The organism is Paraburkholderia strydomiana, from assembly GCF_046030495.1.
Classification (GTDB): Bacteria; Pseudomonadota; Gammaproteobacteria; order Burkholderiales; family Burkholderiaceae; genus Paraburkholderia; species Paraburkholderia strydomiana_A.
This window is the reverse complement of record NZ_JAQQCJ010000002.1, coordinates 297,916-322,363: the sequence shown is the minus strand read 5'-3', so window position 1 is coordinate 322,363 and position 24,448 is coordinate 297,916. Positions and strand designations below refer to the sequence as shown.

At 60.7% G+C, this 24,448-nt stretch carries 23 protein-coding genes; 2 read left to right on the top strand and 21 right to left on the bottom strand.

What is annotated here, in order from left to right; genetic code table 11:
* Window position 1 precedes the first annotated feature (1 nt).
* From PQQ53_RS04605 to PQQ53_RS04550, 12 genes are all read right to left on the bottom strand, one after another.
* Window positions 2–883: an iron-sulfur cluster assembly protein gene (locus PQQ53_RS04605; protein WP_408152267.1), complete on the bottom strand. Its 882-nt coding sequence runs from the start codon at window positions 881–883 to the stop codon at window positions 2–4.
* Window positions 880–1,905: an amidohydrolase family protein gene (locus tag PQQ53_RS04600; protein ID WP_408152266.1), complete on the bottom strand. Its 1,026-nt coding sequence runs from the start codon at window positions 1,903–1,905 to the stop codon at window positions 880–882. The genes PQQ53_RS04605 and PQQ53_RS04600 overlap by 4 nt, the downstream gene beginning before the upstream one ends.
* 82 nt (window positions 1,906–1,987) lie before the next feature.
* Window positions 1,988–2,341 (bottom strand): MmoB/DmpM family protein, encoded by a 354-nt coding sequence (locus PQQ53_RS04595; protein ID WP_062137265.1) that lies wholly within the window; start codon window positions 2,339–2,341, stop codon window positions 1,988–1,990.
* Between the two features lie 43 nt (window positions 2,342–2,384).
* Window positions 2,385–3,470: an aromatic/alkene monooxygenase hydroxylase subunit beta gene (locus PQQ53_RS04590; protein WP_408141241.1), complete on the bottom strand. Its 1,086-nt coding sequence runs from the start codon at window positions 3,468–3,470 to the stop codon at window positions 2,385–2,387.
* A gap of 60 nt (window positions 3,471–3,530) precedes the next feature.
* Window positions 3,531–4,613 (bottom strand): NADH:ubiquinone reductase (Na(+)-transporting) subunit F, encoded by a 1,083-nt coding sequence (locus PQQ53_RS04585; protein ID WP_408152265.1) that lies wholly within the window; start codon window positions 4,611–4,613, stop codon window positions 3,531–3,533.
* A gap of 58 nt (window positions 4,614–4,671) precedes the next feature.
* A complete protein-coding gene (locus PQQ53_RS04580) occupies window positions 4,672–6,342 on the bottom strand; it encodes an aromatic/alkene/methane monooxygenase hydroxylase/oxygenase subunit alpha (protein WP_408152264.1) in 1,671 nt (556 codons plus the stop codon).
* A gap of 464 nt (window positions 6,343–6,806) precedes the next feature.
* The gene (locus PQQ53_RS04575) at window positions 6,807–7,010 is read right to left on the bottom strand and encodes a hypothetical protein (RefSeq protein ID WP_408141238.1); all 204 of its coding nucleotides are present in this window, start codon (window positions 7,008–7,010) and stop codon (window positions 6,807–6,809) included.
* A gap of 40 nt (window positions 7,011–7,050) precedes the next feature.
* Window positions 7,051–8,145, bottom strand: coding sequence for a WD40 repeat domain-containing protein (locus tag PQQ53_RS04570; protein ID WP_408152263.1), 1,095 nt, complete (start codon window positions 8,143–8,145; stop codon window positions 7,051–7,053).
* The gene (locus tag PQQ53_RS04565) at window positions 8,142–9,164 is read right to left on the bottom strand and encodes a CobW family GTP-binding protein (protein ID WP_408152262.1); all 1,023 of its coding nucleotides are present in this window, start codon (window positions 9,162–9,164) and stop codon (window positions 8,142–8,144) included. The genes PQQ53_RS04570 and PQQ53_RS04565 overlap by 4 nt, the downstream gene beginning before the upstream one ends.
* Window positions 9,161–9,478, bottom strand: coding sequence for a hypothetical protein (locus PQQ53_RS04560; RefSeq protein WP_408152261.1), 318 nt, complete (start codon window positions 9,476–9,478; stop codon window positions 9,161–9,163). Before PQQ53_RS04560 ends, PQQ53_RS04565 begins: the two co-directional genes overlap by 4 nt.
* 36 nt (window positions 9,479–9,514) lie before the next feature.
* The gene (locus PQQ53_RS04555; RefSeq protein ID WP_408141234.1) at window positions 9,515–10,558 is read right to left on the bottom strand and encodes an NAD(P)-dependent alcohol dehydrogenase; all 1,044 of its coding nucleotides are present in this window, start codon (window positions 10,556–10,558) and stop codon (window positions 9,515–9,517) included.
* 478 nt (window positions 10,559–11,036) lie between these two features.
* Window positions 11,037–11,918 carry a bifunctional helix-turn-helix transcriptional regulator/GNAT family N-acetyltransferase gene (locus PQQ53_RS04550; RefSeq protein WP_408152260.1) on the bottom strand — a complete coding sequence of 294 codons (882 nt, stop codon included), beginning with the start codon at window positions 11,916–11,918 and terminating at the stop codon, window positions 11,037–11,039.
* Window positions 11,919–12,143: 225 nt separating this feature from the next.
* Between PQQ53_RS04550 and PQQ53_RS04545 the strand changes: the two genes are divergently transcribed.
* Complete coding sequence (locus PQQ53_RS04545; protein WP_408152259.1) at window positions 12,144–12,689, top strand: hypothetical protein; 546 nt, start codon at window positions 12,144–12,146, stop codon at window positions 12,687–12,689.
* Between the two features lie 131 nt (window positions 12,690–12,820).
* On the top strand, window positions 12,821–13,513 hold the full coding sequence (locus PQQ53_RS04540; protein ID WP_408141231.1) for a GntR family transcriptional regulator: 693 nt from the start codon (window positions 12,821–12,823) through the stop codon (window positions 13,511–13,513).
* An 82-nt stretch (window positions 13,514–13,595) separates the two neighbouring features.
* Here the strand turns inward: PQQ53_RS04540 and PQQ53_RS04535 are convergent, their stop codons facing one another.
* The 9 genes from PQQ53_RS04535 to PQQ53_RS04495 form a co-directional block, all read right to left on the bottom strand.
* The gene (locus PQQ53_RS04535; protein ID WP_408152258.1) at window positions 13,596–14,900 is read right to left on the bottom strand and encodes an MFS transporter; all 1,305 of its coding nucleotides are present in this window, start codon (window positions 14,898–14,900) and stop codon (window positions 13,596–13,598) included.
* A gap of 118 nt (window positions 14,901–15,018) precedes the next feature.
* On the bottom strand, window positions 15,019–15,864 hold the full coding sequence (locus PQQ53_RS04530; RefSeq protein ID WP_408152257.1) for a class II aldolase/adducin family protein: 846 nt from the start codon (window positions 15,862–15,864) through the stop codon (window positions 15,019–15,021).
* A gap of 127 nt (window positions 15,865–15,991) precedes the next feature.
* Complete coding sequence (locus PQQ53_RS04525; protein WP_408152256.1) at window positions 15,992–16,693, bottom strand: GntR family transcriptional regulator; 702 nt, start codon at window positions 16,691–16,693, stop codon at window positions 15,992–15,994.
* A 111-nt stretch (window positions 16,694–16,804) separates the two neighbouring features.
* Entirely contained in the window at window positions 16,805–17,821 is a 1,017-nt protein-coding gene (locus PQQ53_RS04520) for a PDR/VanB family oxidoreductase (protein ID WP_408152255.1), read from the bottom strand.
* A gap of 95 nt (window positions 17,822–17,916) precedes the next feature.
* Window positions 17,917–19,461, bottom strand: a complete 1,545-nt coding sequence (locus PQQ53_RS04515) for a Rieske 2Fe-2S domain-containing protein (protein WP_408141226.1) — start codon at window positions 19,459–19,461, stop codon at window positions 17,917–17,919.
* 312 nt (window positions 19,462–19,773) lie between these two features.
* A complete protein-coding gene (locus PQQ53_RS04510) occupies window positions 19,774–20,013 on the bottom strand; it encodes a hypothetical protein (protein ID WP_408152254.1) in 240 nt (79 codons plus the stop codon).
* A gap of 198 nt (window positions 20,014–20,211) precedes the next feature.
* A complete protein-coding gene (locus PQQ53_RS04505; protein WP_408141224.1) occupies window positions 20,212–21,399 on the bottom strand; it encodes a porin in 1,188 nt (395 codons plus the stop codon).
* 113 nt (window positions 21,400–21,512) lie between these two features.
* The gene (locus PQQ53_RS04500; protein WP_408152253.1) at window positions 21,513–22,916 is read right to left on the bottom strand and encodes an MFS transporter; all 1,404 of its coding nucleotides are present in this window, start codon (window positions 22,914–22,916) and stop codon (window positions 21,513–21,515) included.
* Between the two features lie 155 nt (window positions 22,917–23,071).
* Window positions 23,072–24,373, bottom strand: coding sequence for an FAD-dependent oxidoreductase (locus PQQ53_RS04495; protein WP_408141222.1), 1,302 nt, complete (start codon window positions 24,371–24,373; stop codon window positions 23,072–23,074).
* Between the last annotated feature and the right edge of the window lie 75 nt (window positions 24,374–24,448).

Here is a 24,448-nt window from a genome sequence, read left to right as displayed (position 1 = left end):
TTTACTCTGCTGCTCCGCACGCTCCTCGCGATAACGCGAACGCGCTTCCTGGCTTCGGCCCGCCAGTACGGACGAAATGCACCGGTTTGATCTCGACATTTGGCGCGGCGTCACCGGTCTTGCCATAGCGGGCAGCAAGAAGACCGCGGCATAGCGCACCGTTGAATTCGGCATTGATGCCGACTCTTCGCAATGCACGCACATATGCCTCCAACTCATCGGGATTCAGCGGCGTACCGTCCGTGTCGACGAAAGCGAGCTCGCCGCCATGATCCGCTTCGTCGACGCTCCGCCCCACCACAAAACGCCGCTCGCAATATCGCGCGATCAGCCTCTGAGCATTGGCATCATCCGTGCACGTGATTGCAACCGCCGATAGTTCCGCCATGCGCCATCGCACCAGCAGGGAGGGCTCGTTGCCTTGTGCGAGCAACCAGGTTAGAAGCGCTTCCTGCCGCCGCTGAAAAGCCTTGACCTGAAAAATGCGGCGTACGTCCTCCACGTCGCCGTTGGCATCATTGCCAAAGGTCCCCTGGAACGATAGTCCAGCGGCCATGCCCCGATTGATTTCAGTGGCATACATGTGCTCGTCGAGTGTGATCGTGACGCTGGTCACCCATGACAAGTCCGCGATCGACCGCCTCATGTCGTCCGCCATCAGGTAGGCGAAGTTGGCCGCGCACCAGTAAGTCGGCAGGCGAAAGCCGATCGACACGCAACCGCCGTCGACTTCCAGACCGGAGACGAAACCAAGCTCTGTCACCGACTCGTCGAGTTCCGGGTCAGCGACCGTCTCGAGCCGGGCCCAGACCTCAGCGACACGCTCCGAAGCGATCCTCGACGCGATGGCGGCTAGCGCCTTAAAAACAGGCACGGTGCTCATGCGCCAGCCGCCGCCGGCTGCCGAACGTCCTCCAGCAGAGCCTTTTGCGCCTCGATATCGATTCCATACAGCCGCGCGGCATTGAGCCCGAGGATCTTTTTCTTGGCCGTGAGCGACAACTGCACGCCGGTTTCCTTGCTGATCGATTCGGGCAGTTCAAAAGCCATAAACTTCTCGATCAACCATTTCGGCGACCATATGCCGTAGTCACTGCCGTAAAGGATTTTGTCCTCTCCGATCCAGAACAGCAGTTCCGAGATCACATGCGCGAAGTACTCAGGACGTGTATGGATAAATGGAAGCACCACGGCGAGACCACCGTAGACATTCGTTTCCTGCGTGGCGATCCAGCAAAAGTCGTCAAGACGCGGCAAACCGCAGTGCTCGACGATGAAGTTCAGGTTCTGGAAGCTTGTGGCGACATCGTCGACATCGGCCACGTCGAAGGCGTCGCGATTCAGAGGCAGGATAGTCGGTCCCTTGTGGACATGGATGTTCCTGATACCGAGCTTCTCGCAACGCTCGAGATAACGCTGCACGCCGGGGTCCGATAGCTTGTATCCCTTGCTGTCGCCGCGCCATTCCGCCGTGTAGAGCTTGACCCCCTGAATCTTGTAGAGTGACGCCAACTCCTCGAGACGATCGAGCCCCGCCTCCCCATCGCGCGGATCGAACGCGCCATTGACGATAAACCGGTGCGGGTACTTCTGCTTCAGCACGTAGTTGCCCTCGGTCGTGTTGAAGCCGTTCTTGTAGAAGTCCGTCAGATAGGTCGGCTGACAGATCGCCATGTCGTCGTAACCGGTGACAAACAGGTCGCGATACATCGCCTCTTCACCGTACTTGTCGAACTTTTCCTTGGGCCACAGATATTCCTTGGGGCTCAGGTTCGAGTGATACGCGTAGAAGCAATCGATAAACTGCTGGCCGTGCACGTTCTTCAGATTGGCCTTGCTGCCATCCCATAGATGAACGTGCCCGTCGATGATGAAGATTTCCTCGCCGTCCGTGGTTCGATACATGGCTTTCGTCTCCTTGGTTGCATGAGCGGCCCGTCCTCCTCGTGGCCAGCGGGACGCCCGATTGGCTGCTGGGGTTTTCCGCTCACTCGTAAGCCATCGCATCGTCCATATTGCCGAACAGCACCACTGTCTCGTCGTCGATCATCACCATCCGTCCATAGTGGGTCGAGGTGGATATCTCGAACAGATGCGGCGTCATTTCACGGCCGAGCACTTCGCTGATCTCGCCCATCTTGAACTCGATCTTGCCTTGCCCATCAATGCGGATCATTGCGGGCAGATAGGTCACCGTAATACCGGGCTTGGTGGACATCAATTCGGCAATCGCCCGAGCCTCGACACTGTCGTTCATCGTGACGCCACATTGGTGCGAGATGGTCTGTTCGAAGCGAACATCCTTCATCGATTTGAAAATATTGTCGGTATGCACTGACATTGCGTACTCCTCTTGCAGTTGGTTCGAATGAATCGAGACGCGTTCAGGCGCGGATCGACGAGGGAAAGGCGACGCCGATCTCTTTGGCGATCATCTCCGCGCGCTCGACCGCGCTGTTCAGGCAATCGTTGAACTGGGCAGTCTTCACATGCGGAATCGACCAGATCGGCTGCAGCTGCTTTGCCGCGGCCGAAGCCAGCGCACCGTGCTTTTCCAGCCATTCGCCGAACAGTTGACGGTTGGCTTCGCCGTGCTGCGGGTCGTTCGCGAGCATATGAAACAACTCGACCGCGTTGGCCAGGTTGCGCTCATAATCGCCTTCTGCCGCGGACACCACCGTCGGCGTCAGAAAATCGTTTTGCGCGGCGGCGATCTGCATGATGAAACCGCTGCGAAACAGATCCGCCACGAGCGGCTCGAATACGACATTCACGGCAAAGTACTTCTCGAGAAAGTCCGTGGCGCCGCCAATCGTCTCTATCGCCCGACGTGTGTCCTGCCAGATCGGATCGGTCAGCCAGTGGGCTTTGCCCGCATCGAGGTCGAGATTGGGCAAGTCAAGCGCGATCTCGCCAAGGTAGAGGGTCAAGTCCTGAGCGAAGCGCAGTTTGTACGATGCATTGGTGAGGATGGCGCTATTGATCATCTGGGTGTAGCCGTATCGCTGCGCGTGCATCGTGGCCGTGCCCAAACCGAACTCCGCATGCTTGTATGCGCCGAGATGCTGTTCCAGAACCTTTATCCAGGTCTTATCGAAGCGCTTCACAGCACCCGAGCGCCGTCCGTTCTGGATCGCGCCGGTAACCATGCCGACGATGGTCGATTGACGCTGATAATGGGTGCGCTCCCATTCCTCATCGACCGCGCGGAACTGATGCCAGTCCGAGCTTTTGGCCGCCGTCCAGGTTTGCGAATACGTCGGCGTGCCGTCAGCAAACGACAGAATCCAATCCTGCAGCAGATAACGGTTCGGGTCGGGCTGGACATCCACCGTCATGTCCTCGTAGTGGCTAGCCTTGCGCCCCTTCGGCTCGAAGTAGTTGTACTTGCGGCTGTCCCAGCCGGCGAACTGGGCCGCGCCCGCCGCGCCCGACGACTTAGCCGGCGACTGCTCTGCCAATGTGCTCATGTTAGTCCTCCTTCCTGTTTCGGTTATAGGCACTTCGAATAGGCGCTTTGCCAGATCCGGTTAGCGAACCGCCTGCGTAAACTTGTCGAAATAGAGCCGCTCCGGCGCAACACCCGCCACCTGAAGCACCGGCATCACCGCCTCGATCATCGGAGTGGGCCCGCACGCGTAGCCATCGATCTCGCCTGCGAGCGATTCCTCGCGCAAGCGTCGGCCAAGCACCTCGTGGATCAGGCCGGTTTCGCCCGTCCAGCCGTCGTCCGGTTCGGCGTTCGAGAGCGCCGGAATAAAGCGGAAATCCGGCAGCTTTTCTTCCAGCTCTTCGAATTCGTCCAGATAGAACAGGTCGCGACGACTACGTGCGCCATAGAAAAACCGGACCGGTCGCTCTTCACCGCTTTGCACGTGATCGTTGAGGATCGACCACAGCGGTGACATGCCTGACCCGCCGCCGACCAGCACCATCGGCCCAGGCTGGTCCTCGCGCCGAAAGCACGTACCATACGGCCCCTTCGCGATCAGCCTGTCGCCGGGTTTGAGTCCGCCATCCAGCTGCGAAGAGAACGCGCCGTTGGGATACTTCTTGATGATGAACTGCAGCGTCGATTCGCCGACAGGGGTATTCGCCATCGAGAACGATCTCGTGATGCCAACACCCGGAATTGTCAGGTCCACGTACTGCCCGGCCCAAAATCGCAGCGGCCTCGACAACTTCACTTCCAGTAGCCTGATGTCGTGTGTCAGCGCGGTGATCTTCGTGAGCGTCGCGTCATATTCGCTCACTGCGATCGATCGGCGCATCAGGTCTTCGTCATAGTTCAACAACTCGACGGTCAAATCGCTATAGGCAAGCGTGCGGCATAGCAGAATATGGCCGGACTCGCGTTCGTAGTCGGGCAGCGCGAACGTCGAATACTTCTTGAGTTCCACATCGCCTTCGATCAGCAGCGACTTGCAGCTGCTGCATTGCCCCTCCTTGCACCCGTGCATCACCGCAATACCCTGGCGAAACGCGGCGTCGAGCACCGTCTCGCCCTCCGCCACCGACATCTGCACACCGACCGGCTCGAAGTACACTGTATGGAATACCTTGTCGTCACGTTTGTCCGCCATCGCGCGCCTCGTCTCTTGCGTGTCGCTCATCTCTTGCTCCCGATCGCATCCGGCGGCGGTATCGGCGCCGCCGGTTCCGATAACCTGGTCAAGTCACCGGATTGATCTTGAAGCCGGCGCGATACTCAGCAATGTGTTTCTCGCGCTGTTCCGGTGTCATGCCGCGCAACAGCACAATCGGGCTTTGAATCTTGTAACCGCGCACGTGGTCGAGCGTCCACATCTGCCTGTCGTCAAAGCGCAGATGCGGTTGCGGCACAAGTGTCTTGCCGTCGCTGCGCACGAAGCCGAGATCCTTGATGCAATCGGCCAGGTCCCAGCCGTGGTAGCACTCTTCCCACTGACGGCGTCCGCTGAAGCGCCCCATTGCCGGAGTTGGCCGGCCTTCGTATTCCGGTGCGAACGCCACCTTATGCGTCCAGCGGCATAGCTCCGAGCAATACGTGTACAGTTGGCCGTCAACCTCGTCCACGACGAAGTCTTCACGAATCAGACAGGGCACGAGACAGCTCCAGCAACGATGCGGATACACGTAGCCGTTTTCCTGATCGAACAGCATGTTGGTTTCGCCAGGCACGCTCTTTTTCGCATACCACTTCCAGAAGTCACCGAACTCGGCGTACCAGCCAGGATATTTGTGCTCGAACCACTCGAAGTCTTTCTCGGTCTGCGCTTCGATGCGCCAGAAGTTGACGGGCCAGCCTACCGAGAAGAACTGTGCGACCTTATGGACATAGTTTTGCTTGACAATGCGGTCCCACGCGGCGGCGATGTCGTCGTGGTGAATCTTGATGCCGTACTTCTCCAGCGGCAGCATGTAGGTCCGGTAGTAATCCTCGTAGATCCAACGGTGCCAGAGTTCCGCATATGACTCCTTGTTCTTGTCGCGGTCCGTGGTGCCGTATTCAATGAAGGTACCGATCGCCGCGTCGACGATCGCGTGGTTCTGCCAGAACGCGTAGCGTAGGTCACGCTCCAGCAAAAGATGATTGTCCGGATCGTTGATGATCGACATCACAAGCGAGTGGCCGTTGCCGATATGGCGGCTCTCATCCGACTGCACGGAAAGGAAGACTGTCGGTAGGGCGTAGTCACCATTGCGGGCGGCTTCCGACGGCATCGCGACAAACAACGTGTTGGTGAAAGCCGTTTCAGCCACCACCTGCAGGAACACGTTCGCGGCAGTCACTGCATCGCCGGTGAGAAAGCCCTCGGCAAACTGACGGCCGATCGTGGTCGCATAGCACTTGCCAAACGCGGCTTCGGTGATATCGAATCCGGCTGGATCGATATAGTTTTCCATATACCACTTTTTCAGATTCATCTGGATCGTGGAGTGCCGGAACTCGTCGACCATCTGCATCGTAAAGCCGGTACGCAACTCTTCACCGGGGGCGAGGCGGCCAAGCATCGCCATCGAGCGCGCTGCCGAGATTTCCGGGAACGGAATGATCGCGAGGAATAGCTTCATCCATTCCACCCAGCGAGGCTCGACGTTGCGGAACATGTCGCCGCGCAATGCCGCGTCGAGTGCGCCGTAGACTCGATTGTCCTTTTCCTCCTGCATCGGGAAATAGGAGCGCAGCACCTGTTTCATCGGGTCACGCGGCGCCTTGCTGATCTTGTAGTCCGTCGGGAAGGTCATCGCCTCCTGGACGTAGCTGGGAGTCCAGCCGAGATCGGCAACGCGGCGTGCCGCTTCGCCGATACTGATCCCGCGCTGGGACGTGATCTTGTTAAGCGTTAATCCATCAGACATTGAGATCTCCTAGTTCCGTTTCGATTACCGTCGCAAGGCGACGCTTCGGGCGGGCCGGCCAGTGCCAGGACCGGAGTCAAAAACATGGGGCGATTCGTCTCATCAGAATTTTAATAACTTAGGATACCGAATCGCGTTGCAGACTGGATTAACCAGTCTTGACGATCGAGTTTCCTGTCGTATTCACTTTGTACTTCGTGACGTCGACGCTCCCGATTGACCTGTACCGATAGAGCGATAAGCGTGCCAGAAATGCTAATTTTTCCTACGTCAAGCCTGCCAAGGCGCACAGCCTTCTGTTAAAAAACGCTCACTACACCATGTCGTGTTCTGCGACAACTCCGATTCGCAGGCTTGTCCGATATTGGGACATTTGAGTCAGAGCGAAGATGCCGGACTGGTCAACACTAGCGCTTCCGCGCCCTATTTATCGAGCAAACAATCACGAACCCGCGTGACGCTTTCTACGTCGCCACACTGCCGTGGCTTTCGCGCGTAAGGATCACGCCGTGGGCTGCATCATCAGGCGTCTTCCCTTCGGCAACGAAGCGGGCAGTGAGAATCAGCGCGCCCACCGCAAAGTCCTTGCCGTACGCTTCGATCATCTCGTCTGCTACGGCGCCCAGGCGCTCGAAGAACTGCTCCTTGGGTGTGCTTCCATTACTCATAGTCGCCTCCGATTTGAATTGGGGTGGCCACATGGCCGACTTACCTGCGAGCTCCGAAGCGGAACAATTCGTTAGGGAGAAATACGATTGCCAGTTCGCCAGCATCCGTTCCTAGCGCGAGCCGGCGGCCATCCGGCGACCAGGCCATCGCGGTTACAGCGCTGTTGCCGGAACCTTGGATGAGTAATATGTCGCTGCTGCCCGGCTGGCATAACAACACCGCGCCGCCGTGATATCCCACCGCGATCAGTGAGTGAGCCGGATGACACGCCACCCGGCTCACCGGCGACTTGCCGGCAATGCCGCATTCGTGCGGCCCGTCATTGGGCCCGAGTGAATCAAAGCTCCAGCACACCGCGCGCATGCCGCCGCTCGTCGCAATAAAACGGCCATCAGCGGAAAACGATAGTGAGCGCGGCTGACCGGGATACCCGCCCATCTCGATGTCACCGCCGTCCGGGAGCCGCCAGCCGTGCAACGCGTTCTCCTCCATCCCGCTCACGAGATAGCGGCCGTCAGGGCTCCACGCGACGTCACGGTGATAGCCCGGCCACGTAAGCTGACGCTCTCTGAGCGTATCGGCCGCCCAGATAGTCACACCGCCGTGATGCGAGATCGCCAGTTGGGTACCGGACGGGTCGAATACCAGCGATGTCGCCGAGCCGGACAGCATCAGGCAGGCTGGCTTCGGCCCCAGCCAATGAACTTTTCGGCCGCACGCATAGGCTCGCCCACCCGCAGGACTGGCAGCCACGCGGTCGATCCATGCGCCGTCTTCGTGCGCAATCAGTTCGCTCGAACCGTCGAGGCGCAGATGAACGAGACGGCCATCGTCGCCAGCGCTGAGAAATCCCCCTGCAGGGTCGGTGGCAAGAGCCAGACACGTGTTTTCATGCACGCTGAAGCGAGCAAGTGGCGCCGGCGGCGCCTGTGCCTGCTGGAATTCGACGCTGCCACCCTCGCGCAATTTGAGTCGGGGGCCGCCGTCCCAGACACCGGTAGCGAGCGCAAGCGTACCGTCACCGAGCGCGAAGCCAGCCCATTGACCCGATGTATCCCAAACGACTTCGATGACGGACGCCTCGGCGACCCACCGGGCTCCAAGCAGCTCCACGAGAGCGGGTGGCGCGTTCATGAGTCGATCTCGCAATGCCTGACGCTCTCCCGCAATTCCCGCCGATGGAGGTTGCGGCCGATAAACACAAGGCGGCTTTCGCGGTGTTCGCCGGCTCTCCATGGTCGGTCGAAATCCGTATCCATCGTCATGTGCACACCCTGAAAAACAAAGCGATGCGCCGATCCAGCGAGATCGACGATACCTTTTGTGCGCAGTAGATCCTGACCTTGTTCGACTATCAGTTGCTGCAACCACGAGAGGAAGCGCGTGCGCTCGAGCGGACGCCGGACGCACAACGACACGCTATCTATTCCGTGACTATGACGTCCCTGATCGACTCGTGCGCCCGTCCCAGCAGATACATAGCGGTACGTCCGCGCACCGCGCGATAATTCGCCGTTCTCACACGGCGACGTGGCCAGCTTCATGCGCTTGAGATCGAACGCGCCGCGATCGAGCAACGCGGCAAGCGGAGTTTCGCATCGCACACTGGTCAGCCATTCCGCTGTCGGGTTGATGCGTCGCACGGCATCCTGAACCGAAGCGAGGGCGGCCGGATCGACGAGGTCGGTCTTGTTGATCAGCACGATGTCGGCTTGCGCGAGTTGCTCCGCCGCCTCGCGGCTATCCGCGAGACGCGCCGGCAAATGCACCGCATCGGCCACGCAGATCACGCTATCGAGCCGCGTGCGTTGCCGGATCTCGTCATCGATGAAGAAGGTCTGCACCACCGGTGCGGGGTCGGCCAGGCCGGAAGTTTCGATCAGTATCCCGTCGAAACCATCCTTACGCTTCACTAGCGCAGACACGACTCGAATCAGATCGCCACGCACCTTGCAGCATACGCAGCCGTTGTTCAACTCGATAACCTCGTCTTGCGCGCCAACGACGAGGCCACCGTCAATGCCGATCGCGCCGTATTCGTTCACGACCACCGCATAGCGCCGCCCATGCTGCTCGCCCAGAATTCGATTGAGCAGCGTGGTTTTGCCTGCGCCAAGAAAGCCCGTGAGCACCGTAACCGGGATCCGATTCATTGCCAGTCTCCCTGTGAACCGGTTGACGCGCTACTGTCCAAACGGGCAAGTTCGTCCACGAGTCCCTGCTGTTCGGATTCGATCGCCAGTAAAGTGCGCTCGGCCTCGCTGAGGCGCTCGCGTAACTGTTCGACATCTGCCGTTCCTGTTTGCGAGACGCCGTCGCGCTCCTCGCAAGCCAATGCGCACGCCAGTTCGATCTCCGCGCCGGCGCGTCTGCTTTCACCTCGCAAGTGACGGGAGTTGACTTCAGTCAATGCGATAACCAGACGCATGCGCTCTGAGGCTGAGGCTGCGTCACGCTCCACAGTCATGGCGATCTCCCTGTTCAGACCCGCCCGTCCTGGCGTCTACGGAATCAACACCGCCCGGCCCTTGACCTTCCCGTGATGCAGGTCCTTGAGCGCCTGGTTCGCCTCGCCAAGACGGTATTCCCGTGTCGCCAGATGAACGAGACCACGGTCGGCGAGCGCCATGAGTTCGACCAGTTCCGGATAGGTGCCCACGAGATTGCCGACGATGGTCTTCTCGCTAGTGATCATGTCGATGGTCGGTAACTCGATCTTTCCGCCATAGCCGACGATGTAGTAAAAGCCCGCGTTGCGCGTCATTGCGAGACCCTTTGCGATTGCGTCACCTTCACCGACAAAATCGATCACCGCTTCTGCGCCGTTGCCGCCCGTCAGTTCGAGCACCCGCTCTACCTCGTTGCCGTCGCCCTTGACCGTGTGATGTGCGCCGCATTCCTTTGCAAGTTGCAACGCAACATCAGCGCGGTCAACGACGATGATTTCCGCCGCGCAGAGCGCATTCAGGACTTGAATGCCTATGTGCCCGAGGCCACCGGCACCAATCACGACGGCAAACTGACCGGGGAGCAAATGACGCGAAGCCTTTTTTGCAGCGCGATACGCGGTAAGGCCCGCGTCGGTGTAAGGAGCAACATCCTTCGGCGCGAGCGATTTCGGCAACTGGATCAGTGAGCGTTCGCCGGTCAGCAGATATTGAGCGTAGCCGCCGTTGGCGTTGATGCCGGGAAACCGGCTGTCCGTCGCGTGCATATCGTCGCCGCGCCGACAGGCAAGGCAATGTCCACTTGTCACGAGCGGATGGCAGATGACAGGATCACCCACCTTGACGCTCTCGACACCGCGGCCCACCGCCTCGACCCAGCCGGCGTTTTCGTGGCCCATGATGTAGGGCAACGCCACATCGACCTTGCTGCGCCAGATGCCTTCCACTACATGCAGATCGGTGCGGCACACACCGGCGCCACCAATCCGGACGATCACATCGGTGGGTCGCTCGATCCTCGGATCGTCGACGTCTTCATAGCGCACGAATTCTTCTCGAGTCAACGACTCGTCGTACTGGTGCAGCACAGCAGCTTTCACTTTTGTCTCCTCCGTTCAGATATGGCCGCGAAATACACGTACCGTACGAGCGGCGCCTTTGCGCGCGGCGAACGCTGATAAAGCAATGCTTATGCCAAGAAAGCGGAAACGAACACACCTGGCTCAGTCGGCATGCAGGCATGAAGCGCTAGCGCGATAAGGCCCGGCGAGCCCGTGGCCGTTCCCGTTCGCTGTCGCAAAATCGGACGTTTTGCGCTGGAGGGCGTCGCGAGGATGTCTGAAAATAGGACGCTTCAAGCCACGCCCGCCTTTTTGCGCGGCCCGGAGATAGGAGGTGCGAATTGTGATGTGAGTGCAGACGCCCCGATCGAAGCACGCACACGGGCGAAACCGCCGCGCACGATGACTCGACTGCTTCAAGAGGCGTGACGAGCGAACTTGGACAGCGGGGGAAAGCGCCACATGAGACGAACATCAGCGACAGTCGAACGTCCGCAGAGCAGCGAGTTTCGGCTGTTCAGACCAGCCGCTTTTCAAACCAGTGGTGGGCATACGGTTCCGCGCTGAACGCATCGACTTCCACGTATCCCGATTGCCGGTATAGCGAAATCGCCTCGACCAGCGTTCGATTTGTCTCAAGGTGAATAATGCGCACTTTGGCCTGCCGGGCACGTTTCTCCGCCTCGACAATCAACCGGCGGCCTACACCCATACCGCGAGCGGAAGGGCTCACCCACATTCTTTTGAGCTCGGCCGGGGACTTCTTATGAAATTTCAATGCGACGCAGCCGATCGGGCTTCCATGCAGTCTCGCGACGATCAACGCGCCCGCCGGTGCCTTCAGTTCATGCGCATCCGCCGGCAGACTGCTGGACGGGTCGAATCCTCCTTTAAAGCGCTGATCAAGCTCGCCAAAATATTGTTCAAAGCACCATCGCGCGTCGTCAGCATCTGGATCCTCCAGCGCGAAATTCACGAGGGATGCCTGTAGCAAACGCTCAACCTCAGACATGGCGGCGAGCAGTCTCCGACGCTGCTCATCGCCGAGCGGTTCGAGCGCGCGCAAAGCAACCTCATCAGAGAGCCGTTCGAGTTCGGCCCTTTCCGTGAGGCCTTTCTGAGTCAGGCAAGCCCGGCGTACCCGCCGGTCGCCCGAATGAGCGAGGACAGCGACAAGCTTTTGCCGTTCAAGAGACGCCAACGTACGGCTGACATAGCCTGAATCAAGATTTAGCCGCGCGCGAAGCGTACGAATATCCGCACCTTCGACGCCGATCTCCCATAGCAGGCGTGATTCGCCCATCGGGCGGCCACGTCCGAGGAAATGGTCATCGATAGCGCCAATGCTTTCGGCGACTATGCGGTTAAAGCGACGGATCTGAAGAATGTCGGATTCCATATCTCTGACTTTAGTCAGAGATATGGAATCCGTCAACACGCAGGTAAGGCATGCGGTGTCGCCTCCTGAACGACGGGCTCGGCTCAGTACTTCCACTGATAGGCCGCCAACGTCGCACCCACTACTCTATTTGTATACAGAGTTCTGAGTTCCGCGAACACAATACCCCAAAAAAACCGCCAGCGGATAAGCCAGGCTCTCCCCACGATGAAGAACGGAGACGGCATGAAAGAAGCGGACTTCCTGATAGCGCGCCCCGCAAGCGACGGCAAATCACAGCGTTTCGTACTTGGCGAAACGGGGTTTTCGTTCAGCGGCTCGGACAGACCGCCATCAGTCATGGATACCTGGACGAGCGGCACGGGTCTGCCTGCCGGCGCCCGCGACGTACTCGCGAAAAACCCGCAATTTGTGGATATCGTGGGTCTTGTCGGCGTGCCAACCGGGTCACATAAGCAACGCCCTCTCTTCGCGGGCTGGATTCTTGCGCGTGCTTCATCCGGGCTAGTTTCCGTTGCGATTCGCGATGCCCGCGATTGCACTGCAGGCCGCCTTGCAGACGATGCACAGTTCGCGACTGAGGCGGCGCAGCGCTTCGCCGCAGAGACCGTCGTCATTCTCGTGCAGGCAGCGACCGACAAGGAGGCAGAAATCGGGCGCAAAGCGTTGGAAAAGACCTTTGGGACAGACGTCCCTGAACTGAACCGGCTCTATCTCAGCAGGCGGTCCAGCCCCCCTGTCTGGATCGCCAGTCTGTCGGGCAAAAGCTGACTATCCCGGCATCGCCCTCGTCCCACTCCATCAACGGCTTGCATCACATCAAATCGAGCGCATATCCACCTGAACAGCCTTAATCAATGCTGGTAAGCTACTAGTATTCTGTATCCACAGCGACTGCAGCCATGCCAGCAAAACTCCTGAAAATCCAGGCGCGTACAGACTACGTCGACGAGGTCTATCGAGTCCTGCTCGATGCGATCAGCGAGGGCTCAATTGCCCCAGGGACTCGAATCGTCCAGGAAGAAATCGCCGAGCAGTTGGCCGTCTCGCGCTCGCCCGTCCTGCAGGCCTTCCGGCTGCTGAAAAAAGATGGACTGGTGGAAGATGCGCCCGGCCGGGGATTGCAGGTCACGCCACTCGATGGAACACGCATCGGTCACCTCTACGAGCTTCGCGGCGCGCTGGACAGCCAGGCCGCGCGTCTGGCCGCAAGGAAGAAAGTGAAGCTGGACAAAGCGCTCGTGGCGACCGGGCGCAAACTTTCGAAGGGCGATGACATCAAGGCGATGATCGAGGCCGACATGGCGTTTCACACCGCCATTTACACGGCTGCGGGCAACCCGCTCATCGTCGACAGCGCGCGCTTGCACTGGATGCATCTGCGGCGAGTGATGGGAGCGGTTCATCAGGTAGTGGGCCAGCGCAAATCCGTGTGGGACGAACATGCGGCGATTGCAGACGCGATCGCACAGGGCGATGAGGAGCTCGCCGCGAAGCTCAGCCTGCAACACACCGAAGTCGCCCGCGAAAACCTGGTGCGCCACATGAGCCAGGCGATGGCGGAAACAGATACCCCCGCTCGCTCCGCACGCTAGGCGCATTTTCAATTGACTTCCGAAGCGATAGCCGCCGCGCGGACCCATGGCCCGCGGCGGCGATTGCGTCATAGGCAGACAACTAGCGGCGGCGGTTGACGAGAGCCGGCGGCACGCATAGCACCAGCAGACCCGCTATGACGAGGCTAACCGAGAGCACGATTACGCCGGCGCCAGCCGAGCCCGTCGCGGTCTTGACGAGACCGATCAGTGACGGGCTGACCACGCCCGAGATACTGCCGACAGAATTCGCGAAGGCGAGACCCGCTGCGGCTGCGGCACCGCCGAGGAATGCCGGTGGCAGCACCCAGAACTGCGAGATGGTCGTCATCACGCCCATTGTTCCGATGGTCAACGCAATCATCGCCGGCACGGTCGAGTCAGAGAACCAGACGCTCATCGCGAGCCCGAACGCGCCGACGAGGCCCGGCACGATCAGGTGCCAACGCCGCTCGCCCATCCGGTCCGAACTCACGCTGACCACGACCATGGCGAGCGCGCCGACCGCGTACGGAATGGCAGTCAGCAGACCCACGTGAAGCGGATCGGCTACGCCGCTCGATTTGATGAGCGAGGGCAGCCAGAAGCTCACGCCGTAAAGGCCCATCGTGTAGAAAAAATAAATGGCGCTGACGAGGAGAATCTTTGGATTGAGAAGACCGTCCTTGACCGAGTGCAGCAGGCCATCAGGCTTCTCCTCGACGAGCTTGCGCTCGATGACGGCTTTCTGTTCGTCGGTCAGCCACTTCGCGTCCTGCACCTTGTCGTCCAGATAGAAATAGGCGATCACACCGAGCAAGACCGTGGGCACGCCCTCGACGAGGAACAGCCATTGCCAGCCGGCCCATCCATGTGCGCCGCTGAGCGCCGTCATCAGCCAGCCTGACAGGGGCCCGCCGATCACGCCGGACATCGGGATACCCGTCATGAAAAGCGCTGTCATTTTCGAACGCCGGGAAGACGGAAACCAGTACGTGAGGTACAGGACGATGGCGGGGAAGAACCCCGCCTCTGCGACACCGAGCAGGAAGCGCATGATGTAGAACGTCGTCGGCGTCCTCACGAACATCATGCCGACCGAAACGATGCCCCATGTGACCATGATCCGGGCAATCCAGCGGCGGGGACCCACGCGTAGCAGAATCAGGTTGCTTGGCACCTCGAAAAGCAGGTAACCGACAAAAAACACACTCGCACCAAATCCATAAACCGCCTCGCTGAAACCGAGGTCGTTGAGCATCTGCAGTTTGGCAAATGCAACGTTGATTCGGTCGAGGTAAGCAGACAGATAGCAGAGAAAAAGAAATGGAATAAGGCGCCACGCGGCTTTCGCAAACGCGGATGATTCGCTCTCTTCCAGATATACGGCCGGACTGTGGGAACTCATTGTTGTCTCCTGAGGGGCCTTCCGATGACGGTGGTTGCTCTCTTTCTTATGCCCACCGGTAGTGACTCGCGACGGCAGCCGAAGAAGCCCCGCCGCGAGCCTGCGTTCGCCGTTGCGTTTAGTCGAACATGTCCGGCTGCGTGGCAACGAGGTCATTCCAGATGGTCTGGAAGTGCAACCAGCCGATGTAGTCGCTACCGACGTGCTCACGGCTATAGCGCGCACGCTCGGGCGTCACTTCCTTCGGCGTAATGCCCGTGGCCTCGATCATCAGTTGCTGCTGGCAGCAGCGCTCGAGTGCGATGAACCAGAACGCCGCCGAATCGATGCTGTGACGGCTCGCCGTCAGCAGGCCGTGGTTCTGGTGAATCGCCGCCTTGACCCCTGCGAAAGCATTGGCAACCTTGTTGCCGCCCTTCACTTCCACTGCCACCTTGCCAGCCTCGTCGCCGATGACGACGTGGTCCTCGTAGAACGCCGCGGCGTCCTGCGAGATGGGCGCGAGCGGCCTGCCTAGCGAAGAGAAGGCGGTACCGTACGTGGTATGCGCATGGCACATCGCAACGATGTCCTGATGCTGCTCGTGGACCGCCGCGTGCAACACGAAGCCGGCACGATTGATCGCGTAATTGCCCTCGACGACATTCCCCTTGTGGTCGGCGCAGATGAGATTCGAGAGCTTGACCTGCGCAAAATGCACGCACATCGGATTCGTCCAGTAGAGGCTGGGATGTTCGGGGTCGCGAATGGTCAGGTGACCCGCGAATCCGTAGTCAAAGCCCTGCAATGCAAACGCACGGCATGCCGCGACCAGTCGTTCCTTGAGATGCTGACGGTGCGCTTGCGCCGAAGTGAACTCGGGAACCTCGGGGAAAATCAACCCTTCCTGGTCTGGCTGATAAATCGAAACCTTCCCCGGTTTGACGATGGATTCTGTTCTGGATTCGGCAACTGCAGTAGACATGTTCGATCTCCTACGTATTGAATGGGAACTGACGAAGTACGTCGGCAACAGTCGCGCTGCTGCCGACACTGCACCTTTGATTCCGGCAATGAAGTCATCACCGCCGGCATGACCTGCAATTCGCTGATCAGGCGACCGAGGTAGCGGGCTCGGCGCACGGATCGAGCACACCGGGCAACGCACCGATCCGGCCGACGACCAACTGACTTGCGCGTTTAGAGTGAGCCTCCGCGAGACGTGCTGCGAGCGCGCCATCGCCCTGCTCTATCGCGTGGGCGATTGCTGCGTGTTCGTCCCAGATCGAAGGACGCTGATCCGGCGCCTGAAGGACGGCACCCATCACACGCCGGATATGCACCCAATGACCATGCGCCGTTTGCGCAATCAGACGGTTTCCCGACGCTGTGTAGACGGCGAAATGGAACGTCATATCCGCGTCGATCATGGCGTGGACGTTGCCTGTCTGCGCCGCTTTCCGGCCGCGCTCGATGAGTTTCGGGTCGAGTTTTGCTCTGGTTGCGGCAGCCAGCTTCGCCGCGAGCACATCGAGCGCACCGCGTATTTCGTAGAGGTCGGCGAGCGCTGCTGGTTCCAGCGGCGCGACGAGCAGCCCACGCCCCGGCGCGTCCCGGACAAGCCCGTCCTTCTTGAGCAGTCGCAGCGCCTGCAGCACCGGCGAGCGCGACACGCAGAGTTGCTCCGCAATGTCTTCCTGCGTCAGGCGTGTTCCCGGTGCGAGCGAACCATCACAGATTGCGTCGAGAAGGACCTCATAGACCTCTTCGACGTAATCCGGGCGCGGTTGAAGTTTGAGCAGCTTCGATGTCATGGTTTCAGCGTCCTTGTCGACGGCGTGGACATATCCTGGTGATATCCAGCGCCGGCTTCGTTAGGGGCCCTTTTCCGCGTGCGGTCGACCAAAGCGATTCGACCGTCTCTCTCACAACTCGAGAACCAGCGTCGTGCTTACCGGGCGAGACACGCACGCGGTCAGATACTCCTGCCGCTCTTCCTCGCCAAGGATGAAGTCGTTGTGCTCGACTTCACCGTCGCGGTAACGGACCTTGCAGGTTGCGCACAAACCCGCGCAGCACGACGTCGGGAGTTCGACGCCCGCGGCATTGAGTACTTCTGCGAAGTTCTGATCCGCGCCGACATGCACGACCTGTCCCGTGCTGGCGATGGTCACGTCGCATCCGTGCGCGGATTCCACGCTGGCAGGCGCGCGCTTCGGCTGCTCGGGCGCCTTGAAGTGCTCGAAGTGCACCGTACCCTTTGGCCAGTGGCTGGCCGCGTCGGCACACGCCTTCATGAAACCGGCGGGGCCGCAGTAGTAGACATGCGTTCCGGCAGAGGGATGCGCCAGCAGCTTCGTCAGATCCAGCCGGTTGCTTTCGTCACCATCGTCGAAGTGATAGTGCAACTTGCCGGCGCGCTCCATGTTCGCGAGTTGCTCGCTGAATGCCGCCGCTTCGCGACTGCGCGCGCAATAATGCATGTCGAAGTCGACGTGATGCGCTTCAAGTTCATGCGCCATCGCCTTCAGCGGCGTGACGCCGATGCCGCCGGCGATGAGAATGACTTTCTTCGCATTGCCGTCCAGCGCGAAGTGATTGCGCGGCCTGCTGATGGTGACGACGTCGCCCGCCGCCACGTCGTCATGCATGGAGCGCGAGCCGCCGCGACCGGCTTCATCCTTCAGGACCGCGATGACGTAGCGGTGACGCTCGGCCGGCGGATTGCACAGCGAATACTGACGAATCACGCCGTTTTTCAGGTGGATGTCGATGTGCGAGCCGGCTTCGAAAGGCGGCAGCGCTGCACCTGCCGGGCTGGTCAGCTCATACGAGTTGATACCTTTGCCTTCATACCGCACCTGCTTCACGCGGACATCCAGCGTGCCGGCTTCGATATCCTGAATGGCCTCTTCCGTGTCCGTTTCCAGTGAGGTTTCCATCGTTATCTCCCTTCCTCGCTCGTCGCCGGCCACTCGTCGACGCAGTGGCCGGCCCGGCTGATATCTACGCAATCTGGTCAATATGACGAACGATTTCAGCGCTTGAGCGACTGCTCGAGTTCGTCGAACTTCTCGCGAACGAACTCCGCACGCGCACTGCCCTTGAGAGGGTCACTCTCGGTGAGAATCGCGACGACGGTCTTCAAGACTTTCCGGCGGCGGGCGACTTCATCCTCGAGCGTTTCTCCCTCGGCAATCTCGAACACGTTGCCGGTGCAATAGCTGTTGGGCGCGCCTCCCAGTTCGCGGAGCCATTCGGCGAAGCCCTGCGCGGAGGCAGCTGCATTCGTGCCGCGAACCGCGTCGCGCAACATCTTGCGGAACTGATAGAGACCCGCGTCGAACCGGGTCGGATTTTCTAGCGCATGGACGGCGATCGGACGCTGGCTGATGATGGCTTCATAGTCGCCCGGCGCATATTGCGCTGCCTTATAGTTCGCGCGCTCACGGTGATTCGGCGGAATGGGCGGCAAGTCTTCCAGCTTGTACTGGCCGAAGCGCTCGGGGCGGCGCATCGCGACCTGCCCTTCCAGAAAGTCGATGGACTCGTAGCCGACCAGTTCTTTATTGCCGATGCCGCGCGTGTCTATGCCCGGGCCCATCACGCGCCAGCCGATCATCTTGCTGTTTTCGTCGTCGACCGGAACTGTCCAGCGGATGATGTGAAACCGGCTGAACAGCTTTTTCTTCGAGCCGTCTTCGGATGTGTAGGCATGCAGGCTCAGGTTCGGCAGCACTTGATGCTGGACGCGCACAAAGAGCTTGTCCTTGTCGACCCGGCGGGCGCCTGCGCAAGCCAGGCTGCGGCCGCCCTGCACCGGCACGAAATTCATGTCAGGCGCGACTTCCATCGACGCGGCGCCGACTTCGTCGAACGTCGTACCTTGATAGTGCCCATCCACGACGTTCTTGCCCGCATGCAGCGCTGTCGGATGATAGTTATCGGCGGCGTTGTCCTGAACCTGCAGCCAGTTGCAGTGCTGGAAGTTGCTGTATGGAACGAGTTCGTCTCCCTGGGCCACCGTGAAGTCGCCTTCCCATTCGGGGAACGGCGGCTCGTCGTCGGGTGGGCCCATGTAGGCGAACACCAGTCCGTTGCGCTCGACCGCCTTGTATGCACCCTGACGAATCGAGCAGGCGAATTTTTCGGCTTCCTTCTCCTCGCCTTTCGGGAAAGGAACGTGCAGACACGTGCCGTCGACGTCGAAAACCATACCGTGGTAGCAGCACATGATGCCGTGCTCCTGGATGGCGCCATATTCGAGCGAAGCGCCACGGTGCACGCAGTGGGCATGCAGCACCCCGACGTTGCCGCTCTTGTCGCGGAACGCGACGAGTTCCTCGTTCAGAATCTTGAGGAAACGCGGCGTATCGGTCAGTTCCAGCGACATGCACACGGGATGCCAGAAGCGGCGCATGAATTCGCCCATCGGCGTACCGGGACCCGTCTCGGTCAGTTCGGGGTCGTGGTCCGGTACCTTGTTCGTGTAGTACCCGCCAAAAGGAATCAGCTTTTTCGCAACCGGGGCGGAGCCACCCGTGCGCTTCTGCTCATCCATCTTCTCTGACTTGACGCTCATGTCTGGTTTCCTCCAGTGATTGATAGGGACGCCCGGTCAGGCTGTTCATTGCTGCACGCCGACCTCTGAATTTCGTGTTCCGAACTCTGTATCCAAAGAATAGGCGCGAAAAGGCGCCTTGTCTTGATAGGGTTAACGCCATGTGTGCAGTTCGGGAGAACGCCGAACTTGACGCGCAGGGGCGTGAATCGGCAGCGCATGACATGGTGTGGCGTGGAGTTTACCCTCGTGCGCCAGAACAGCACACGGTCGAATGCACGATCACGCTCGCGGCTGGAAGCGCATTTCTGACTTGACCTCCCGGCCAACCGGTTACTTTGATCCGGATTCCGGTTCACCAGCGGCCACGCGGTGTCCCCATGGACCGATGACCTCTACGCGGTCGGCGCGCCCGGTCGATCCGAACGCCGTTCCCATGAGCACGGACCGAACTGGGCGCAGCCGTTCGACCTGCAATTCGCGCTTACTCTCTACCAGTGCCACGCGCTCGCGCAGGCGCTGCGCATCGCCATGCGGCAGGTGAGTCTGTGAACGACCGATGTTGATTCCCATGTTGGATACGCCGGCTATCAGCGCACCTATCGCATCGTGGCAGGAATGAAAAAAGACCGACAGCGTCGCGCAAGAAGAGCGACGCCATACGAGGAGAGCGACACCTCACGGGTCGCAAGCAGACTTGTCGAGTACAGAGACGAAGTGACCGGTGGCGGCAGACAACGGCACGTCATCGTTGCAAGTTCTTTTAACGCATCAGAAGCGATGCCTGAACCCAGCGAGCAGCGCGAGCTGGCTATTTCTTCCCTCTCCCGCCGGCCCGAACACGTTAATCGCAACTACGCTGGCATCGCCGGCCAGGCGCTGATAGACCGCTGAAAAATGCAGATCGGTACGCTTCGACAGCAGGTACGAAACGCCCGCATTCACCTGGTGCCACTTCGGATGGTCACCCGTCGCGAACGACGCCGCGCCGCTGCCGGTATAACCGTCACCATTCGTGAAGATATAGCCGAGGCCGGCGGTCAGCGCCGGCGTCACCTGATAGCGTCCGTTGATTTCGTAGTTGTCGACACGCAGATGATGCGCGCCGCGATAGTCGAGATGGGTGTCGGTTACGATCACATTCAGCGTCGCGGGGCCGAACGCATAGCCGCCGCCGAGCGCGTAGATGCGCTGACGTTCGACGAAGCCCGCGTTGTAGAAGATGCTGGTCGACCCGCTGTATTCGTCGCCGACGGTGCCTCCCGGATTCGTCGACGTCGCCAGTCCCGCGGACGGATTGCTCAGTTCGAGATAGCTCGCCACGATATGCATCGGCCCACGTAGATAGTCGAGCCCGAACGCATACGCGCGGTTGTTCGCAAAACCCGCGCCGTTCTCGCCCGCCGCCTGATTGCTGAACCCGTACAACGCACCGAGCTTCAATCCGCTGAACGGCGAGACTTCGTATTTGACTGTGTTATTCAGGCGAAAGGTTTGGAACGAATCGTCGACATCGCCGATATGCGCGCCGTAGATGCTGCCGAACTGCAACCACGACATCAGCACCGCGACATAGTCGAACGTGAAATCATACTGACGCCCCAACGTCACCGTGCCGTACCGGTCGCTGGAAAGTCCGACGTAGGCTTGCCGGCCGAACAGCCGCCCACCTTGCGACGACGTGCCGTTGATGCCGCTAAAACCGCTTTCGAGGCGGAAGACCGCCGCCATCCCGCCGCCCAGGTCTTCGCGGCCATAGAAACCCCAGCGATCGCCGCTGCCGAAGCCTGTCGCCATCGACCAACGCGAAGCGCCCTTTGCGTGAATCGACGAAGCCACCGAATTGGTATAGGCGATACCGTTATCGATGATCCCATAAAGCGTGATCGAACTCTGTGCGTGAGCGGCGGGTGCGAGACAGGCGCACAAAACCGCAGCAGCGCAGACTGCTGTCCTCATTTGTCTTCTCCAGGCTGGATTGATGTGGTTGTTATGACGGCTGCGGTGCGGCACGCACTTCGTCGCCGGTGTCCGCACGCAGCCTTGTATAGGCCGCCGGCGCGGCCACTGCTTCAATGTTCAGTGGCGGGTCCGGCGCGGGAAAACGGTGTCGTCTCGCGGACGCTCTCATCCATGCTGTCAACGTTCGGCCGGTACACCTTGCCGAGAATGAACGACAGCACCGCGACCGCGATCACCGGAATCGACGCGACGCGAAAGAGCTCGGGCACCGGCAGATGCGCGCCCAACAGCATGCCGCCGATCACCGGCCCGGAGATCGAGCCGATCTTCGCAATGCCGATCGCGGTGCCGGTTCCTTTCGAGCGATAGCTCGTCGGATAGACCATCGACGCGACCGCATTCAGGCCGGACTGCGTACCGGCCACGCAAAAGCCGACGCCGAACACCGCCGCCATCAGCCAGCCGGCCTCGAGACCCATGCCGAGCGCCGCGACGAGCGGAAAGCCGAGCACCGGCAGGCACGTGATCAGCAGCACGCCGCGCCGGTCGACGAAACGCATCAGCGCGAGGCCGCCCGCGGTGCCGCCGATCGAGAAGAGCGTGCCCATCAATGCGGCCTGGCGCGGCGGCACGCCGACAGCTTCGATCAGCACCGGCAGCCAGTTCTGCAGAAAGAACAGCGCCATCGAGTTGGCGATGTACGCGAGCCACAACGCCGGCGTGATGTAGCGCAGGCGTCCCGCGAACAGCAGGCGCGGCGTGAAAGTGCGGAACGCGCGCTCGTCGGCGACGGTGAACGAGACATTCGCTTCGAGCGAGAGCTCGGGCCGCAGGCGCCGCGCGGTCGCGACGATGCCGCATTGCGGCCACTGCCTGAGCACCTGAAAGCGCAGAGATTCCGGCATCACCACCGCCAGCGACGCCGCGACGACGAGCGGCGCTAGCCCGCCCACGACGAACACTGCCGGCCAGCCGAAGTGCGGAACGAGCCAGACGGCGACCGCGCCGCCGAAGCCCGCGCCGAGCGTATAGCCGGTGAACATCACCGTGACCCAGGTCGCGCGCAGCCGTTTCGGCGCGAACTCGGAGACGAGCACGAACGCATTCGGCACCGCGCCACCAATGCCGATGCCCGCCGCGAAGCGCAGCCACAGCAGTTCATGGACCTGCGTGGTCCAAATCGTCGCGAGCGTCAGCAGCCCATACCAACAGGCGCCGAACAGGATCGCGCGCTTGCGCCCGATGCGGTCGCCGATATAGCCGAACAGAATCGAGCCGACCATGATGCCGAAGATGTTCGCGCCGAACACCGGCCCCAGCGCGCCGCGTTCGATGTGCCACGCCTTGATGAGCGCAGGTGCGGCGAACGCGAGCGCACTGAGCTCGTAGCCGTCGGTGAGCATCACGAGCCACGTCGAAAAAATCAGCACGACGGCGAACCAGCCGACCTTCTGTCCGTCGATCAGACGCGATACGTCGATCGGCTCGCCGCTGAGAACCTTCTGATCAAGCATGTCTCCTCCTTATGTCCGTCGCACGTGCGCTTGACGCAGCGCGGCGACGGTTCGACCGTTACCTGTGACGGGCAACGGGTTCAACGCGGTGGCTGCGCGCCGCGAGCCTCTTTGAACGGGCCGCTGGCGCGAGCGCTGCTTTGCACGGCGAAAGGCTATTGCGGCAGATGCGGCGGATCGATCCGCTCGATGTTGTCGTACAAACGTTCGCGCAGCATCGCGCGGTCGATCTCGTGAACGTTGCCACCATCGGCGAGATCGAACGCATGCGCGGCCGCGGCACCCATTGCGATGCAAGGTCCCATCACGCGCACGCTCGACAGCGCGGTCGCATCGCCGTCGATGCAGCGGCCCACCGCGATCAGATTGTCCGCGCCCTTCGCGAGCAGGCTGCCGAGCGGCACCGTATGCAGATGGTCGTCGCCGAACGGCTTCCATTCGTAGCCTTCCGCGCGGTCATGCAGTTCGATCGGCCACGACGTGCGCAGCACCGCATCCGAGAACTTCGTCGCGGCGATCACTTCCTCCGAGCGCAAATGATGGGTGCCGACAATCCAGCGTGTCTGCCGGATGCCCGGCAAGCCGTAGCTGCGGATGCGCGCGTTGCGGTAGATGTGCGGATACTCGCCGCGCAGAAAGTCGAATGCGCGATCGGCCTGATCGCGGCCGGCGAGCGCGACACGCGAGGCCGCCATCGGCTCCAGCGGCGTTTCAATATGCGTCATGTTCACGATGCCAATATTGCGGCCTCGAAAGTAGAAAACGAGGCCGTCCTTGCGCTCGATGCCGTAGTCCGCCGCCTTGGCCTCGACGCGCTCGCGAAACACCGGCGGTGTCGGAATGTCGGTTTCGTCGAGATTCTCGAGCACGATCATCTGCGTGCCCTGCACCGGCTTGAGCGGCTCCTGGCATTCCAGCCCAGCCAGCCACGTGAGCGCCGCGTCACCGCTTGCGTCGACGAAGCCGTCCGCCGCAATACGCACATCGCCGTAGCGCGTGGCGACTTCGAGTTCGCGCAACTGGCGGCCTTCGCGCACCACGTCGCGCAATACCGCGCCGAGCACCACGGTGATTCCAGCCTCGAGAATCTTCTGTTCGATCCAGCGGGCCAGCGCGACTTCGTCGTACAGCACGACGGTTGTCAACGGACCTTCCTTGTAGTGCAATGCCCCTTTGGCGCCGAGATCGCGCAGAATGCCGTCGGCGATGCCGTGTGTCACCTGATAGCGCTTCGGGCCGTTCGAAAACAAACCACAGAAAGTGCCGATGATCGAATTGACCGCCTGGCCGCCGAGCGCGGGCATGCTGTCCACCAGAACCACCTTGCGGCCGAGGGCGGCCGCTTCGAGAGCAGCCGAAGTACCGGCGATGCCGGCGCCGACGATGCAGATGTCGGCATCGAGTTTCCAGCCGGTCGTGCTGACGTCGCGACGAACGGTGCGGGTGCTGGTTTCCAAAACAGTTCTCCGTAAAAAGTGACAACGAGCGAATCGATGATGATCCGGCGGCCATCGCCGGGTACCGCGCGCCAC

What these genes read in the sequence shown, in the direction of transcription:
- PQQ53_RS04525 (WP_408152256.1), bottom strand. Translation starts at nt 16,693, where the DNA reads ATGACATCGAAGCTGCTCAAACTTCAACCGCGCCCGGATTACGTCGAA.
- PQQ53_RS04540 (WP_408141231.1), top strand. Translation starts at nt 12,821, where the DNA reads ATGCCAGCAAAACTCCTGAAAATCCAGGCGCGTACAGACTACGTCGAC.
- PQQ53_RS04510 (WP_408152254.1), bottom strand. Translation starts at nt 20,013, where the DNA reads ATGGGAATCAACATCGGTCGTTCACAGACTCACCTGCCGCATGGCGAT.
- PQQ53_RS04585 (WP_408152265.1), bottom strand. Translation starts at nt 4,613, where the DNA reads ATGAGCGACACGCAAGAGACGAGGCGCGCGATGGCGGACAAACGTGAC.
- PQQ53_RS04530 (WP_408152257.1), bottom strand. Translation starts at nt 15,864, where the DNA reads ATGTCTACTGCAGTTGCCGAATCCAGAACAGAATCCATCGTCAAACCG.
- PQQ53_RS04600 (WP_408152266.1), bottom strand. Translation starts at nt 1,905, where the DNA reads ATGTATCGAACCACGGACGGCGAGGAAATCTTCATCATCGACGGGCAC.
- PQQ53_RS04595 (WP_062137265.1), bottom strand. Translation starts at nt 2,341, where the DNA reads ATGTCAGTGCATACCGACAATATTTTCAAATCGATGAAGGATGTTCGC.
- PQQ53_RS04575 (WP_408141238.1), bottom strand. Translation starts at nt 7,010, where the DNA reads ATGAGTAATGGAAGCACACCCAAGGAGCAGTTCTTCGAGCGCCTGGGC.
- PQQ53_RS04500 (WP_408152253.1), bottom strand. Translation starts at nt 22,916, where the DNA reads ATGCTTGATCAGAAGGTTCTCAGCGGCGAGCCGATCGACGTATCGCGT.
- PQQ53_RS04560 (WP_408152261.1), bottom strand. Translation starts at nt 9,478, where the DNA reads ATGACTGTGGAGCGTGACGCAGCCTCAGCCTCAGAGCGCATGCGTCTG.
- PQQ53_RS04550 (WP_408152260.1), bottom strand. Translation starts at nt 11,918, where the DNA reads ATGGAATCCGACATTCTTCAGATCCGTCGCTTTAACCGCATAGTCGCC.
- PQQ53_RS04520 (WP_408152255.1), bottom strand. Translation starts at nt 17,821, where the DNA reads ATGGAAACCTCACTGGAAACGGACACGGAAGAGGCCATTCAGGATATC.
- PQQ53_RS04505 (WP_408141224.1), bottom strand. Translation starts at nt 21,399, where the DNA reads ATGAGGACAGCAGTCTGCGCTGCTGCGGTTTTGTGCGCCTGTCTCGCA.
- PQQ53_RS04580 (WP_408152264.1), bottom strand. Translation starts at nt 6,342, where the DNA reads ATGTCTGATGGATTAACGCTTAACAAGATCACGTCCCAGCGCGGGATC.
- PQQ53_RS04590 (WP_408141241.1), bottom strand. Translation starts at nt 3,470, where the DNA reads ATGAGCACATTGGCAGAGCAGTCGCCGGCTAAGTCGTCGGGCGCGGCG.
- PQQ53_RS04605 (WP_408152267.1), bottom strand. Translation starts at nt 883, where the DNA reads ATGAGCACCGTGCCTGTTTTTAAGGCGCTAGCCGCCATCGCGTCGAGG.
- PQQ53_RS04535 (WP_408152258.1), bottom strand. Translation starts at nt 14,900, where the DNA reads ATGAGTTCCCACAGTCCGGCCGTATATCTGGAAGAGAGCGAATCATCC.
- PQQ53_RS04545 (WP_408152259.1), top strand. Translation starts at nt 12,144, where the DNA reads ATGAAAGAAGCGGACTTCCTGATAGCGCGCCCCGCAAGCGACGGCAAA.
- PQQ53_RS04565 (WP_408152262.1), bottom strand. Translation starts at nt 9,164, where the DNA reads ATGAATCGGATCCCGGTTACGGTGCTCACGGGCTTTCTTGGCGCAGGC.
- PQQ53_RS04515 (WP_408141226.1), bottom strand. Translation starts at nt 19,461, where the DNA reads ATGAGCGTCAAGTCAGAGAAGATGGATGAGCAGAAGCGCACGGGTGGC.
- PQQ53_RS04570 (WP_408152263.1), bottom strand. Translation starts at nt 8,145, where the DNA reads ATGAACGCGCCACCCGCTCTCGTGGAGCTGCTTGGAGCCCGGTGGGTC.